Origin of the sequence: Halosegnis sp., assembly GCF_042216475.1 — an archaeon.
Taxonomy (GTDB): domain Archaea; phylum Halobacteriota; class Halobacteria; order Halobacteriales; family Haloarculaceae; genus Halosegnis.
In genome coordinates, this window is sequence record NZ_JBDGTV010000014.1 from 22,250 (window position 1) to 36,340 (window position 14,091).

The 14,091-nt window shown below is 66.3% G+C and carries 13 protein-coding genes; 4 read left to right on the forward strand and 9 right to left on the reverse strand.

What is annotated here, in order from left to right; translation table 11 throughout:
• Positions 1-7: 7 nt before the first annotated feature.
• Genes ABEJ63_RS09755 through ABEJ63_RS09765 form a run of 3 tightly spaced genes read right to left on the reverse strand, consistent with a single transcriptional unit; the run spans position 8 to position 3,079 of the window.
• The gene (locus ABEJ63_RS09755; protein WP_375796177.1) at positions 8-988 is read right to left on the reverse strand and encodes an NAD-dependent epimerase/dehydratase family protein; all 981 of its coding nucleotides are present in this window, start codon (positions 986-988) and stop codon (positions 8-10) included.
• On the reverse strand, positions 981-1,916 hold the full coding sequence (locus ABEJ63_RS09760) for an NAD-dependent epimerase/dehydratase family protein (protein WP_375796178.1): 936 nt from the start codon (positions 1,914-1,916) through the stop codon (positions 981-983). The genes ABEJ63_RS09755 and ABEJ63_RS09760 overlap by 8 nt, the downstream gene beginning before the upstream one ends.
• Complete coding sequence (locus tag ABEJ63_RS09765; protein WP_375796179.1) at positions 1,913-3,079, reverse strand: NAD-dependent epimerase/dehydratase family protein; 1,167 nt, start codon at positions 3,077-3,079, stop codon at positions 1,913-1,915. Before ABEJ63_RS09765 ends, ABEJ63_RS09760 begins: the two co-directional genes overlap by 4 nt.
• Before the next feature lie 90 nt (positions 3,080-3,169).
• Between ABEJ63_RS09765 and ABEJ63_RS09770 the strand changes: the two genes are divergently transcribed.
• Complete coding sequence (locus ABEJ63_RS09770; protein WP_375796180.1) at positions 3,170-3,967, forward strand: heme-copper oxidase subunit III; 798 nt, start codon at positions 3,170-3,172, stop codon at positions 3,965-3,967.
• A gap of 1 nt (position 3,968) precedes the next feature.
• Here the strand turns inward: ABEJ63_RS09770 and ABEJ63_RS09775 are convergent, their stop codons facing one another.
• Both ABEJ63_RS09775 and ABEJ63_RS09780 read right to left on the reverse strand, forming a co-directional pair.
• Complete coding sequence (locus ABEJ63_RS09775; RefSeq protein WP_375796181.1) at positions 3,969-4,484, reverse strand: hypothetical protein; 516 nt, start codon at positions 4,482-4,484, stop codon at positions 3,969-3,971.
• Complete coding sequence (locus ABEJ63_RS09780; RefSeq protein WP_375796182.1) at positions 4,481-6,766, reverse strand: DUF6789 family protein; 2,286 nt, start codon at positions 6,764-6,766, stop codon at positions 4,481-4,483. The genes ABEJ63_RS09775 and ABEJ63_RS09780 overlap by 4 nt, the downstream gene beginning before the upstream one ends.
• Positions 6,767-6,882: 116 nt before the next feature.
• Between ABEJ63_RS09780 and coxB the strand changes: the two genes are divergently transcribed.
• Positions 6,883-7,650, forward strand: a complete 768-nt coding sequence (coxB, locus tag ABEJ63_RS09785) for a cytochrome c oxidase subunit II (RefSeq protein ID WP_375796183.1) — start codon at positions 6,883-6,885, stop codon at positions 7,648-7,650.
• On the opposite strand, the gene ABEJ63_RS09790 is transcribed toward coxB, so the two are convergent.
• Together ABEJ63_RS09790 and ABEJ63_RS09795 are read right to left on the reverse strand one after the other, a co-directional pair.
• Positions 7,647-8,951 carry a cytochrome P450 gene (locus ABEJ63_RS09790; RefSeq protein ID WP_375796184.1) on the reverse strand — a complete coding sequence of 435 codons (1,305 nt, stop codon included), beginning with the start codon at positions 8,949-8,951 and terminating at the stop codon, positions 7,647-7,649. The genes coxB and ABEJ63_RS09790 overlap by 4 nt on opposite strands.
• A gap of 38 nt (positions 8,952-8,989) precedes the next feature.
• A complete protein-coding gene (locus ABEJ63_RS09795; RefSeq protein ID WP_375796185.1) occupies positions 8,990-9,217 on the reverse strand; it encodes a hypothetical protein in 228 nt (75 codons plus the stop codon).
• 295 nt (positions 9,218-9,512) lie between these two features.
• Here ABEJ63_RS09795 and ABEJ63_RS09800 point away from each other — a divergent pair, with 295 nt between their 5' ends.
• Both ABEJ63_RS09800 and ABEJ63_RS09805 read left to right on the forward strand, forming a co-directional pair.
• Positions 9,513-10,820 carry a cobyrinic acid a,c-diamide synthase gene (locus ABEJ63_RS09800; RefSeq protein ID WP_375796186.1) on the forward strand — a complete coding sequence of 436 codons (1,308 nt, stop codon included), beginning with the start codon at positions 9,513-9,515 and terminating at the stop codon, positions 10,818-10,820.
• 57 nt (positions 10,821-10,877) lie between these two features.
• Complete coding sequence (locus ABEJ63_RS09805; RefSeq protein ID WP_375796187.1) at positions 10,878-11,114, forward strand: UPF0058 family protein; 237 nt, start codon at positions 10,878-10,880, stop codon at positions 11,112-11,114.
• Here ABEJ63_RS09805 and glmS read toward each other — a convergent pair whose 3' ends face one another.
• Both glmS and ABEJ63_RS09815 read right to left on the reverse strand, forming a co-directional pair.
• Positions 11,115-12,902 carry a glutamine--fructose-6-phosphate transaminase (isomerizing) gene (glmS, locus tag ABEJ63_RS09810; RefSeq protein WP_375796188.1) on the reverse strand — a complete coding sequence of 596 codons (1,788 nt, stop codon included), beginning with the start codon at positions 12,900-12,902 and terminating at the stop codon, positions 11,115-11,117.
• A complete protein-coding gene (locus ABEJ63_RS09815) occupies positions 12,902-14,089 on the reverse strand; it encodes a sugar phosphate nucleotidyltransferase (RefSeq protein WP_375796189.1) in 1,188 nt (395 codons plus the stop codon). Before ABEJ63_RS09815 ends, glmS begins: the two co-directional genes overlap by 1 nt.
• Positions 14,090-14,091 lie beyond the last annotated feature (2 nt).

A 14,091-nucleotide genomic window follows, 5' to 3' on the forward strand; every position in this document is an offset into this window, starting at 1 on the left:
GAGGATGTCACATTTCGTGGTCGGCAGGCGAAAGCAGCTCTCTGATTGACGCCTCAACTGATCGCTCGGGGCGCCAGTCGAGTTCCTGCTCAATTGTGCTCGTATCGACGCCAAACTCGTCGACGAGTGTCTCGCCGCTCCGAGGATTCTCGACGATTTCAACGTCAACGTCGATGTCGCGTTTCTCGTTGGCGACCCGCTGGACCATCTCGGCGACGGCCAGCACGCTGGGGTCCTCGTCGCTGGCCACCTCGAAGGCCCGGGCGCCAGTTTCGCCGGCTGTGCGGTCAGCGAGTAACTGCTCAACGCTGGCGACGAACGCCGCTGATACGTCCCTCACGTGGATGAAGTTGCGCGCCTGCGAGCCCGGTTCATAGACAGTGAGCGGCTTGCCGGCCAGCGCCCGCTCGACAAAGAAGTTGATGACGGTGTTCTTCGAGACCGTTCGGTCGCCCACCGTGTGTTCGCCGTAGAGGTTCGAGATCATGAACAGGTGGGCGGGGAAGGCCCCATCTGCCATCGTCTCGATTGTTCGCTCGCCGAGCACCTTCGTCTCGCCGTACCAGTTCAGCGGGTCACGACGCGTATCGGCCGTAATCGGGAAGCCAGGCGGATCACCGATAACGGCCATCGAGAACGGGAACGCCAGCGCCGCACCGGTCTGTCGACAGCAGTAGGCGACGTTCGCCGTGCCGGCGACATTCACCTCGTAGGCGCGGTCGGGGTGCTGCTCACAGTCGTCCACCCCCGAGATAGCCGCAAGATGCACGACTGCGTCGGCGTCCGCGAGTGCCTCCGCGAGCTCCTCCCGATGACGGATATCGACGTGCTCGACGGGGACGCCCTCGACCTCGCGTACCTCGCCCAGATAGAAGTTGTCGAGCGCGGTGAGCGTCCAGTCAGGATGAGCACGCGCGAGATCACCGACCACCCGGCTGCCGATGAAGCCCGCGGCGCCGGTGACCGCGACGTGCGGAGTGTCACTCATCGACGAACGCCTCCTGTAGGTCACGGATGCCCTCGCAGAGCGTCCACTCGGGCGCGAATCCCGTCTCGTCGAGGCGGTCAAAGTTGACGTGGTACGAAGGGCCCGGGTGTTCGTCCTCGAGGTACGTGATATCGACGGGCGCCACCTCCTCACTCACGAGTCGGGCAACGTCGGCCACGCGGTAGTTCTCGTCGGTCGCGCCCACGTTGTACACGTTCTGGGGCCAGTCGGCCGGCGCGAGCGCGGCCGCCCGGTAGGCACGAGCAGCATCCCGCACGTGGATGAACGGCCGCCAGTTCGAGCCATCACCGTAGACCGTCAGCGGACGGCCGGTGAGCGCTCGAAAGACGAAGCTGTTCACGACGAGGTTGAACCGAACGCCGGGGGCGTCGCCGTAGTTGGTGGCGAGTCGGAGCGAGACGGTATCAACGCCGAACTCTTCACCGGTCTCTGCGACCAGTTGCTCGGCGTCGCGTTTCGTCTCCGCGTAGGGATTAATCGGCTCGGGAGCGACCGTCTCGTCGATATCGGTCGTTGGTGCCCGTCCGTAGACGTTACACGAGGAGGCGAACACGAGCGTGTCGACGCCAGTCTTGCCGGCGGCCGTGCAGACGTTCTCAGTGCCATCATAGTTGGTTGCGATCGTCGCCTCGCGCCGGTCGTGGGTGCTGGCTGCGCCCGTGATGGCTGCGAGGTGGATGACGGCATCGGCCTCGCGGGCGGCCGCCTCCACGTCGCCGTACTGGCGGACATCGCCCTGGCGGAACTGGACGGTCTCGTCGCCCAGCTGGCCTGCCAGCGCACGGGGGGTTCCCGAGGAGAGGTCGTCCATGACGGTCACCCGGTCGACGCGGCCGTCGCGGCGCAACAAGGGGACGAGCACGCTCCCGATGTATCCACAGCCGCCGGTGACGAGTACGTGCGTCATTGGAGCGCGTCGGGGAGGAAGCGGTCCTCGTGGGTGGTGATGGTGTCGCGGTAGCGGACAAGCGTCTCGAGGACATCACCGAGCCCCTCGGCAAGTGTCGTGCGCTGCTCGCCGATCAGCGACAGGTACCGGTCGTTGTCGATCTCCATCTGGTGGGTTTCGTCTTCGTCGCGGGGATTCTCAACGTGTGTCACCTCGACGTCGAGGTCCTGCTCGGCGGCTGCATCGCGAATCGTCTCCGCGAGGTCGACGATGGCGACCGGTCGGGTCACCTGGTTGTAGACCGTATGGGAGTCAGGTCGGTCGTCGGGGTCCACGAGCGCGAGCCGTGCGAGCCCCTCGACGGCATCTTCCAGCGCGATGAACGGCTTGCGCTGCTCCCCTTTGCCGTAGACGGTCAGTGGGTAGCCCGCGACCGCCTGTGCGGCAAAGCGGTGGGCGACGACGCCGAAGTAGTAATCAAAGTCGAGCCGCGTCTTCAGCCGGTCATCTGTGCGTGTCTCTTCGGTTTCAGTCCCGTAGGTGATGGCGGTCCGGACGTCGGAGATGGGGATGTCGAACTGGTCGTGTGCGAGCCGGAGGTTGGCGGCGTCGTGGCTCTTCGAGAGGTGATACCAGGAGCCGGCCATCGCGGGGAAGGGGACCTCGTCGCGCTGGCCGTCGTGTTCCATCGTGGCGCCACCTTCGGGGATGGGGAACTCGGGGGCGCCATAGACCCCGGTCGTTGTCGTCTCGATGAAGTGGGTGTCAGTGAGGTCGTGCTCGTGCAGACCGAAGACGAGATTCCGGGTGGCCTGCATGTTGTTGTGCTGGGTGTAGTTGGCCCGTTCGCCGTTGATCTGGGAGTACGGCGCCGACGGCTGGGCAGCGGTGTGGACGATGGCAGATGGCTCGTGGACCGCGAGCAGTTCGTCGACGAAGGATCGCTCCGTGAGATCACCCTCGATGAAGGAGAGGTTCGCAAGGCCGTGCACCTCGCGGGCAGCTTCGAGGCGGCCGTCGATACTCGCGACGGGGGTAGCGCTCGTCGCGCCCACCTCCTCGACCCAGCCCCGGCGGGCGAGATTGTCGACGGCCAGCACGCGCTCGTCGGTCCGATCGGCGATTCGGAGCGCGGTTGGCCACCCGATGTAGCCATCCCCGCCAGTGACGATGATACTCACAGTTACTCAGAGAGTGAGTAACCAGGAGTATCAATCTTCCGGCATTAGTTCGCGGACAGTTTCTTGCATGTGGCCGCGAACACAGGGGGTATGACGGAGATAGCCACCGGCCACGAGGCAGGGCACGAGCACCGGAGCCGGTGGCCCATCATCGCCGCGGGTGGCGCCGGACTGCTGTACGCCGGCCTCGCGGCGTACATGCTGGCGCGAGCGACCGGCTACTTTCCGGGATGGCTCGGGCTACTCGGGGCCGTCGGCGGCGCACTCGTGCTCGTGGTCGGGCTGTTCGGCTGGCTCGACGAGGCGTTTCTCTCCAGCCGCGTCTCCGGGCGGGGGAAGCCGCTGTACATGCGGACGATGCGGCTGTTTCTCTACACAGACGTGGCGACGTTCGGGACAGGGTTCGTCGTGTACTTCTACCTCCGGCTGGCCGAGTGGACGCCCATGGCGGTGCCTCACGGGCTGCTCGGGACGCTCGTGGCCGTCAACACGGTCCTGTTGGTCGTCTCCAGCGGCACCTTCCACCTCGCAGTGTCGGCCCTCGAGTCGGGTGACGACCGGCGGTTCCAAGGGTGGCTCGCCGGCACGCTGCTGCTCGGGACGATGTTCCTGGCCGGCCAGACCATCGAGTACGGCGAACTGCTCGGCGAGGGATTCCTTCCGACAAACGGCGGCTTCGCAGCCGTCTTCTACGGGCTGACCGGGCTCCACGGGCTCCACGTCGCGCTGGGGGCGGTGCTCATCGGCATCGTCCTTGCCCGGGGGCTGCGGGGTGATTACGGACCCGAACGTGACACCTCCGTCGAGACGGTCGAGCTGTACTGGCACTTTGTCGATGCCGTCTGGCTGTTCCTCGTCGCGGCCGTCTACGTCGGCGCGACAGTTTGAGTCAGCCGGCGGCGACGTCCTCTTCGAAGGCAGCCAGCCGCCGGTACAGCGGCGGGGTCACGACGCCCCCAATGCCGAGCAGGATGGAGACGACGCCGAGCGGGAACAGCAGCGACGGGACGGCGACACACTCGTTGAGCGAGACGAGCGCAGCGTACCGCTCACCGCCCTCGTATTCGATGAGGACGCCGGCGTCGAACTGCGGGCGGTGGGGGAACGCCCCATCGACGGTCGCCTCGCCGTCGGGCGCAGCCAGCGCCTCTTCGAAGGCACGCCGCTCGGCAGGCGACAGCTCCGCGACGGTCAGCCGCTCAAGCGCAGGCGCGTCCGCACCGGTGTACTCGGCGGTGGTCGCTTCATCGGCGACCTGTATCGTCGGGTCGCCACACAGGTCCAGTTCCGTCTGGACGACACTGTAACCGCCCATCACGCCCGCAGCGATGCCGACGACGATGAGCAGCACGCCGAGGAACGGCGCGGCGTACGTGACGACCCACGGCTCGTCAGCGTCGGTCATAGTCGCCTCTTGCGCCGCAGTTCGAGGAACTCGAGCACGACGGCCAGCCCGAACCCGTACAACCAGTGGGCGACCAGTGAGATGCCGACGAAGCCGACCAGCGCAAGCCCTGTCTGCCCGGAATAGAAGGCAATCATGAACCCCAGCGAGATGATGGTCGCGTACGCGATGCCAGTGCCGACGCGGAGCCGGCCGGGCAGGTACTCCTGAAGCGCGAGGAACAGTAGCGCCCACGTGGTCGTCCCGCCCGCGAGAAACAGCGCGTAGCCGAGTGCCACCGACGCCGGGAAGCCCGCCAGCGCCGCGAGGTCGGCGAACGTACTCGTCTCGAAGACACCGATAACGACCGCCGCGAACAGCGTCCCCGACATGAGGAGCGTGCCGACGAAGCCGGCGAGCATCCCGCTGGCGACAGTTCGGCCGGTGTTCTCGGCCAGCGAGCCGACGCCTTTGGAGAACTTCGGGCTCCCCGCCTCCGGATCGGTCGTCACCGACGGGCGGGTGTGTGCGGGCGTCGACGGCTCGACCCCGTACTCGGTCTCCAGTTTGCGCTCGAACCACTGCCACTCGCGGGTGAACTGGTTCGTCTCCTTCAGGTCCCATGGGTCCGCGTCTGCAATCGGGTCGCCGTTCCAGTAGGACCACACCATATTGTACAGCCAGAGGATGACCGCCATCCCGATGATGAACGCGCCGATGGAGGCGACCTGCTGGAAGGAGGCGAACTCGGCGGGATAGTTCGCGTACCGCCGTGGTAACTCGAGTAGCCCGACGACCACGAGCGTGAGGAACGTGACGGTGGTCCCAAGGAGGATGAGCCACGACTGGAAGCGTGCGAGCTGGCGGTCGTACATTCGGCCCGTCAGAATGGGATACCAGTAGTAGCCGGCAGCCATCATCATGTACGGGATGATGCCCATGACGATGAGATGGAAGTGGCCGACGACGTAGTAGGTGCCGTGGTAAACGATATCGACAGGAACGGCCGCGAGGAAGACGCCGGTGACGCCACCGACGACGAACGTGCCGATAGAGCCGACACAGAGGATCATCGGGGCCGTCAGCCGGACGTTCCCGTCCCAGATCGTGGTGAGCCAGTTGAACGTCTTGATGGCAGAGGGGACGGCGATTGCCAGCGAGACGGCCATGAATGACGCCTTCACGCGCGGGTCGACGCCGGAGACGAACATATGGTGGGCCCAGACACCGAAGGACATGACGGCGATACCGAGCGTCGAGTAGACGACGAATCGGAAGCCGAACAGTCGCCGCCCGACGAACTTGGGGAGGATTGTGCTCAGGAGTCCGGTCGCCGGCAGGAAGAGGATATACACCTCTGGGTGGCCCCAGAACCAGAACAGGTGCTGGAACAGGACGGGGCGACCGGTCAAGAAGGCTGTCGCGAACGTCCGGTCAAGGATGAGCATCACAAGCGCGCTTCCGAGCAGTGGGAACGCGAACAGGATGAGCGCGCTCGTCACAAGCAGGTTCCACGAGAGGATATCGAGGTTCGCCCAGTTGATGCCCGGCGCCCGCTCGTGGATGATGGTGGCAATGAAGTTGATAGCGCCGACGGTGGTGGCGATTCCAGACAGGTGAAGACCGAGCAGTAGCGTCGTTACCTGTGGGTTGTCGCTCGTCACGGACAGCGGCGTATACAGTGTCCAGCCGACACCCACCTCCTCGACCGACCGCAGGAGTAGCAGATTCTCTTCCGGGAGGACAAAGCCGAGGACCTGTCCACCTACCTGGAAGAAGATGCCTGCACGGACAAGCAGCAGCGCCGGCGGGAGCAGCCAGAAGCCGATGGCGTTCACCCGCGGGAACGCCATGTCGTCGGCGTCGATCAGCAGCGGGAGAAAGTAGTTGCCGATGCCGAAGAAGACGGGGAGAACGAAGAAGATGAGCATCGTCAGTCCGTGGGTAGTGAAGAGAGCGTTGTAGGTTGCCTCGCTCCAGACATCCGCAGGCGGGGTCAACAACTCCAGTCGAAGCATCATCGCATCCATCCCGCCCCACAGCGCCGCGAGCGTCCCGAAGACGATGTAGAGAATGCCGATATCCTTGTGATCGGTCGTCGTCGTCCACCGGAGTGCCGCGTTGACGAGCCGTGAGCGGTCAACAGTGGTGTCGCGGCTTCCCGGATAGGCGTCAACCGCTTGGCCGCCGTCAGCGAGTGCGGCCCGCTCACCGCGGAGCTTCGAGACCAGCAGAACGGCAAGGCCAGCGGTCGCGAGCAGGGCGAAGCCAGCGGCCGTGAACAGATACCGGGGAGCTACCACAAGGCGACCACCCGGCGAGGGGGGTTGCGACGGGCCATGCGCCCCCGGTAGGAACCGGCAAATATAAATCCACCCGTGTCGGTGGGTATTTTTCTGTCGATACACACAGGCGGAGTATGCGCCGTCTCGGCCGTCGGTCGCTGGCGGGGATTGCCGCACTGCTTGGCGGCGTCCTCGTCCTCGCCGAGCCGGCGGCCGCCCAGTCGGTCAACCGAGATCTCTTCGAGGGGCTCAACCGCCAGTTGCTGTACGTTGCGCTCCCGCTCACCGTCTTCGTCGAGGTGATTCTCGTCTACGCAGTGGTGAAGTTCCGCAACAATGACGACCCGCTGCCCACCTCGAAGGATCCCGCCCTCGAAATCACATGGACAGCGGCGACGGCCATCATCCTGTTGTTCGTTTTCGTTGCGGCCTTCACCGTGCTCGCGTCGCCGTACATGTCAGCGACGGGCGCGGCCGCGGCGACGACACAGGCCGACGCCGCGCCCGATGACGCTGTCGAGGTGCGTGTACTCGCCTACCAGTACGGCTGGGAGTTCCGCTATCCGTCGGCAAACCTCACCACACAGGGCGAACTGGTCGTGCCGACAGACCGCGAGGTGTATCTCAACATGACCTCGGCGGACGTGCTTCACTCGCTGTACATCCCCGAATGGGGCATCAAGCAGGACCTGTTCCCCGAGACACACACGTACGTCCGGACGAACGTGTACGAGGCAGGCCAGGTCCGCCTCTACTGTACGGAGCTGTGTGGCGCGGGCCACTCCCGGATGACCGGCAACGCGACGGCCGTCTCGCCAGCCGTCTACGAGACCTGGCTGGCGACGCACGCCGGCGAACAGAACGTCCGGACAGTGCCGACGCCGACGAATACGACCGGTTAGCGTCGGCGGACGCGTAGTTCGACCGGCTGTGTTGGGCGAGCCGTGATAGACGCCAGCAGGTCGAACTCCTCCGGGCCGATGAGGTTGAATTCCCAGTCGGGGAGCACCGTCGCGAGCACGAGCTTCGCTTCCAAGCGTGCGAACCGGTCGCCGATACAGCGACGCGGCCCGCCGCCGAACGGGAAGTACGCGAACCGTGGAATCGCCTCACGGAGCCCGTCGGCCCACCGATCCGGATCGAAGCTCAGCGGGTCGTCGTAGAACCGCTCGTCGCGGTGCATCGCCCGCTGGCTCATCGACACCGTCGCGCCGGCGGGAATCTCGTAGCCCGCAATCTCGTCGGGCGCCGTTGCCTCACGGTTGATCGTGTGAACGGGTGGATAGAGCCGCATCGACTCCGTGAGTACGTTATCGAGAAACTCCAGCCCGAGCACGTCAGTCGCCGTTGGCCGCCCCTCGATGGCGTCAAGTTCGGCGCGGAGCCGGGTCGCGACATCCGGGTGGCGGGAGAGCGCGTGGAGCGTGAACGTGAGCGTGAGTGCCGTCGTCTCGTGGCCCGCCAGCAGAATCGTCATCACCTGGTCGCGAAGCTGCTCGTCGTCGACATCTTCTTCGGCTGCTAACAGTGCCGTCACCACACCGTCGGCCGGGTCGCGGCGCCGCTTGTCGATGATACCGTACACCACCTCGTCGAGCTGCTCGAGCGCGCGCCGATAGCGGCGGCGGCCCGGCGTGGGAATACGTCGCGGGACGAACCCCTCCCACACCTTCTCCGTCTGGCGCATCGCCGTCTCCAGCGCCTCGCCGACAGTCCTGACCTCCTCGTCGACATCCATCCCGAACATCGTGTCCGCGATGATGCGCAGCGTCACCTCCATCATATCCTCGTGGACGTTCCGGACCTCGTCGTCGCGCCACGTCTCCAGCTTTCGTTCCGTGAACCCGACCATGGAGTCGGCGTATGTCTGTATCTGATCCGGCGTGAATGACGGTTGGAGGCGGCGGCGCTGGCTGCGCCATGTGTCGCCCTCGCTCGTGAGCAGGCCAGTCCCTACCAGCGGCCGGAGCAGACTCTGGACGAACTCGCCTTTCACGTAGTTCTCGGCGTTGTCAACGAGTACGTGCTCGACGGCTGTTGGGTCGTTGAGCTGGTAGAACGGCCGGCCAAGCACTTCGTAGTACGCGACCGGGCCGTACTCTGTGAGCTGTTCCGCGAAATCAAACTGGTCGCGCGCGAACTGGTGGGTGTTGCCGAGTACAGGGAGTCCGTCGGGACCGGGCGGGCGGCGGCGTGTCGCCATCGTCGGCCCGTGGCAGCCCTGGGACAAAGGGGTTCGTGTCAGGCCCGGTAACCGCTGCCGACCGCCATCGCGGCGACGTTGACAGTGAGCAGCGCGACCAGCAGCATGGGGCGCTTGGCGGTGACGCCAGCCGCCAAGAGCGGCACCTGCGCGAACGCCAGCAGGATGCCACTCCAGAAGGCGACACCGCGAACCACCTGCCCGAGCCGACGGGCGGGTCCGGGGAGGGCCGTCGCGGATGTGGAGGGGGAGTCTGCGGTGGACATGAGGGCTACCCCCAGCTATACCCCGGACCCACATATACCAGCCAGACACTCAGCCTCGTTTCGTGCCGTTTCACGCGTCGAACAAGGCGCGCCTGGAGGGGTTACAACGTTTTACGAGCAATTGAGCGCCGCCGAAAAGTTTTATCGAGCTACGAGCGCCCGTCATTTGTACGTGGCAGGATGGCAGGACTGGCCGTGACGTGAGGGTGCAGCTGCGCGACACCAAACAAGCCCCATTGTGTAGAACCCAACTCTGATTGTAAGGCTTTTGAGGCCGCGGACCGACGGGTAGCCAATGCGCGGTGTCGTGCTCGGGGGAACGAGTTCGGGAACGGGAAAGACGGTGGCGACACTGGCTGTCGTGCGCGCGCTTCAGTCGGCGGGATACACAGTTCAGCCAGCGAAGGCCGGGCCGGACTTCATCGACCCGAGCCACCACGAGCAGGTGACCGACCGCCCGTCTCGAACGCTGGATCCATGGTTACAGGGCGAGTCGGGGCTGCGGCGCAACTACCACCGCGGCGCGGGTGATGTCTGTGTCGTTGAGGGGATGATGGGGCTGTACGATGGCTCCGTCGCCAGCACCGCTGACGTCGCCGAGACGCTCGATATACCGGTCGTCCTCGTCGTAGACGCCTCGGCAGGGATGCAGAGCGTCGGCGCGACAGCGCTCGGCTTCCGCGAGTACGCCGCCGAAGCCGGCCACGACATCGAGGTGGCAGGCGTCATCGCCCAGCGGGCCCACGGGGGTCGCCACGCTGACGGGATTCGCGAGGCGCTTCCTGACGGCCTCACGTACCTCGGTCGGGTCCCGCCAGACGACCGCTTGGAGATTCCCGACCGCCACCTCGGCCTGCAGATGGGCGAGGAGGCGACACTCTCGGAGGCAGCACTGTCAGAGGCGGCCGCAGGCCTCGACGCCGAGCGACTGGTCGACCTCGCGCGGATGCCACCAGCACCGACGGACGACGGCAGAGACGGACGGCCGGCGACGGGGGCAACTGTCGCCGTCGCGTCAGGCCCGGCCTTTGCGTTCCGGTATCCCGCGACAATAGAGCGATTGCGCCAGCGGGCACGGGTCCAGACATTCGACCCTGTCGCGGGCGACCCACTGCCCGACTGTGACGGCGTCTACCTGCCGGGCGGCTACCCAGAATTGCACGCGGAATCACTCGCAGATGCCGACGCGCTTGCGACACTAGCGGGGCGGGCGGCTGACGGCCTCCCCGTCTACGGTGAGTGTGGGGGGCTGATGACGCTGGGAGAGACGCTGACCGTCGACGGCGATGCCCACGCGATGGCGGGCGTCCTGCCCGTCACCACGGAGATGTGCGATCGCTACCAGGCGCTCGACCACGTCGAGTTGCGCGCAGACGCCCAGACGCTCACGGCGGCAGCTGGCGACCGGCTGCGCGGTCACGAGTTTCACTACTCATCGCCCGAGGTCGCGTCGGATGCCCGGTTCGCCTTCGAGGTGGTTCGAGGCGACAGCATCACGGACGGTCGAGAGGGACTCCTCGAGCATGCGACGCTCGGCACCTACTGTCACGTCCACCCGGCGACCGGCGCATTCGACGCGTTCCTCGACCGGATGACAGGTTGAAAGCGAACGAACCGGTTCGGCTCCGCATTGGAGTATGTGACGCCCCCACATGGGAGTATGCGGAAACAGGAGTTGATTCACGTCCACGAGTTACTCGTAGCTGTCCGGTCGTTTCTCGAGCGCGAATGCAGCGTCCGTGTCGAGGCCCCGGGCTACGAGGCGCTGAGTGTCGAGCCGAGCGCGGTATACGCCTCGAAGCGGCGCCACGAAACAGCGGTGTTCAGACTCGCGGCGGCTCTTGGCGACACACGCGCCGAGCAGGACGAAGGGTCGCCAGCGGTCACAGCGGGCTAGCTACTCGACTGTGACAGACTTCGCGAGGTTGCGCGGCTTGTCGATTGGCCGCCCCAGCGCATTGGCGACGTGGTAGGCGAACAGCTGGAGTTGGACGTTCGCGAGCACCGCGGCGGTCCGTGGATTGGTCGCCGGAATCTCGAGGACATGGTCGGCGTATCGCCCCACGTCGCTCACGCCGTCGGTGACAGCAATGACTGGTGCCGAGCGCGCCTCAACCTCTTTCACATTCCCGATGGTCTTGCGCGCCGCCTCGCCGTCACTGGTGACGACAGCGACGACGGGAGTCTCCTCGGTCACGAGCGCGAGCGTCCCGTGCTTGAGTTCGCCGGCCGCGAATCCTTCGGCGTGGGCGTACGAAATCTCCTTCAGCTTCAGAGCCCCCTCCATCGCTACCGGATGATTCAGCCCCCGGCCAATGAAGAAGAACGCGTCGCTGGTGACATACTCACGGGCAACGGCACCCGCGTCTGTGTTGTCGAGTAGCGCCTGCAGGTCGCCCGGCAGGTCACGCAGGGCCGCGACAAGGTCGCGTACATCCGTATCACCAGCGCCCGCGAGATCCAACACGAGCAGGTTGAGCGCACACAACTGGGCAGAGAATGTCTTCGAAGCGGCGACACCAATCTCGGGGCCCGAGCGGATAAACAGCGTCTCGTCGCACTCGCGGGCCATCGTCGAGCCAACGACGTTCGTCACGGCAAGCGTGGCGGCGCCGCGGCGCCGGGCAGCCCGGAGCGCCGCCAGCGTGTCGGCCGTCTCTCCGGACTGGGAGACGCCCACCACGAGATCATCCTCGATAGGTGGGGTATTGACGGCGTACTCGTGAGCATAGAAGGCTTGCGCGGGGACGCCCGCGGCACGGAACAGCGCCGCACCGTACAGCGCCGCGTGATACGAGGTGCCGCAGGCGACGAATTGGACACGGTCGGCAGTCACATCCGCCTCAACGCCCGCCGCGCCGCCGAGTTCGTCGACCCGGCCGCGGAGACACTGCCGAAGCGCCCGTGGCTGCTCGTGGATCTCCTTGAGCATGTAGTGGTCGTATCCCGACTTGCCCGTCTCTTCGGCGTCCCACTCGACGGTGTTGACCTGCTTCTCGCGGGGGTCGCCCGCAAGGGTAGTTACCGCGTAGCCGTCGGCGTCCAGCCGGGCGAATTCGCCGTCGTCGAGGTAGACGACGCGGGCGGTGTGCTCCCGGAAGGCGGGGACATCGCTCGCGACGTAGGTGGCGTCGTCGCCAATCCCGAGCACGAGCGGCGAGTCCTGTCTGGCGACGAAGACAGCCTCGACGCCCGCGACGACGACGGCGACGGCGAAACTCCCTTCGAGGCGGGCGACGGCGTCCCGGACGGCCCGCTCAGGGGCAGCGCCGCCGGCTAGCGCTCGCTCGACGAGATGGGCCAGCACCTCCGTGTCCGTCTCGGAGGCGAACTCGTGGCCGTCAGCGGTCAGCTCCTCGCGCAGCGACTGGTAGTTCTCGATGATGCCATTGTGGACGACGGCTACCTCGCCGGTGCAGTCGACATGCGGGTGGGCATTCGCGTCCGTCGGCGCACCATGGGTCGACCAGCGGGTGTGGCCAATGCCTACGGAGCCGGCGAGCGACCGTTCCTCAAGTGCCCCGCGCAGCGCGTCGAGTTCGCCCGCCCGTTTTGCCATCTGGAGTCCGTTACCAGCCAGCGCGACGCCGGCGGAGTCGTAGCCGCGGTACTCCAGCGCGTCCAGCCCGGCGAGCAACGTTGCGAGCGTGTCCTCGCGGCCGACACAGCCGATGATACCGCACATCAGCGGACCACCTCACTCCCCTCGGGCACCCAGTCGCGGGCGACAGCGCCGACACCGACGCGGGCATCAGGGCCGACAAGGGTCCCCGGCACACAGCGGGCGCCGCCACCCAGTTCCGCCCGATCGGCGAGGACGGCCCCCAGCCGCTCGCCGCGAAATACTCGGTCGCCGACGCGGACGTCCGCCTCGCCGCCCGGGACGACGGCACCCGGCCCGACGACGACGCCGGTCCCGGTAACGGCGTCGCGGATTGTCGCGCCCGCCTGAACCCGGGTATCCGCGTCAAGGACGGATTGCTCAAGGGAGACATTGGCGCCAACGGTCGCGTTCCGACCCAGCGCCGTCTCCGGACCGACCACTGCGCCGGCGGCCACCTCCGCGTCCGGACCGACAACGACCGGTGGCTGGAGCGTTGCCTCCTCGTGGACCGTCGCAGTGTGGTGGACGTAGACATCTGGGGCTCGCTGGGTTTCCCGAATCCAGCCGGCTACAAGCAGCCGCTGTGTCACCGCCAGCAAGTCCCACGGGTAGGTGGCATCGACCCAGATGCCCTCCGTCCGGACAGCTGGGACGCCGCCAGACTCGATAGCTGGCGTCAAGGCGTCGGTGACGATAAGCGAGCCGTCGCGCCGCGGCGTCTCCGCCAGCTGGTCAAACCAGTCGGCCGGGAGGGCGTAGACGCCGGCGTTGATGAACCCATGGGCGTCTTCGTCGGGTTTCTCAACCAGGTCGACGACACGGTCGCCGTCGAGGGTGACCGCACCGTATCGGCTCGTGTGGGCGTGTTCCCGCACCGCCACCGCTGGCGTCGACCCGTCGAACCGATCGAGCGTCGCCGCCACCGTCTCCGGGTCGATAACCCGGTCGCCGTTCACCGCGACGAACGGCCCCGAGACAGCGTCGCGGGCCTGCAACAGTGCGTGACCACTCCCCAGCTGTTTCGCCTGCCGGACGTACTCGACAGGGCAGTCACGGTACGTCGACCCGAAGTGCTCCTGCACCCGATTCCGCCGGTAGCCGACGACGATGACCAGTTTCTCGATGCCGGCATCCACGAGCGCGTTGAGGACGTACTCGAGGATCGGCCGTGTCGCGGCCGGGAGCATCGGCTTCGGGCGGTTGCGCGTGAGTGGGCGCAGCCGCGTCCCCTCTCCGGCCGCAAGCACAACCCCCGTAGTGACTGTCATAG

Bases quoted from the DNA above. Each gene is read 5' to 3' on its own strand.
- ABEJ63_RS09755 (WP_375796177.1), bottom strand. From the start codon at position 988: ATGAGTGACACTCCGCACGTCGCGGTCACCGGCGCCGCGGGCTTCATC.
- ABEJ63_RS09760 (WP_375796178.1), bottom strand. From the start codon at position 1,916: ATGACGCACGTACTCGTCACCGGCGGCTGTGGATACATCGGGAGCGTG.
- ABEJ63_RS09770 (WP_375796180.1), top strand. From the start codon at position 3,170: ATGACGGAGATAGCCACCGGCCACGAGGCAGGGCACGAGCACCGGAGC.
- ABEJ63_RS09775 (WP_375796181.1), bottom strand. From the start codon at position 4,484: ATGACCGACGCTGACGAGCCGTGGGTCGTCACGTACGCCGCGCCGTTC.
- coxB (WP_375796183.1), top strand. From the start codon at position 6,883: ATGCGCCGTCTCGGCCGTCGGTCGCTGGCGGGGATTGCCGCACTGCTT.
- ABEJ63_RS09790 (WP_375796184.1), bottom strand. From the start codon at position 8,951: ATGGCGACACGCCGCCGCCCGCCCGGTCCCGACGGACTCCCTGTACTC.
- ABEJ63_RS09795 (WP_375796185.1), bottom strand. From the start codon at position 9,217: ATGTCCACCGCAGACTCCCCCTCCACATCCGCGACGGCCCTCCCCGGA.
- ABEJ63_RS09800 (WP_375796186.1), top strand. From the start codon at position 9,513: ATGCGCGGTGTCGTGCTCGGGGGAACGAGTTCGGGAACGGGAAAGACG.
- ABEJ63_RS09805 (WP_375796187.1), top strand. From the start codon at position 10,878: ATGCGGAAACAGGAGTTGATTCACGTCCACGAGTTACTCGTAGCTGTC.
- glmS (WP_375796188.1), bottom strand. From the start codon at position 12,902: ATGTGCGGTATCATCGGCTGTGTCGGCCGCGAGGACACGCTCGCAACG.
- ABEJ63_RS09815 (WP_375796189.1), bottom strand. From the start codon at position 14,089: ATGACAGTCACTACGGGGGTTGTGCTTGCGGCCGGAGAGGGGACGCGG.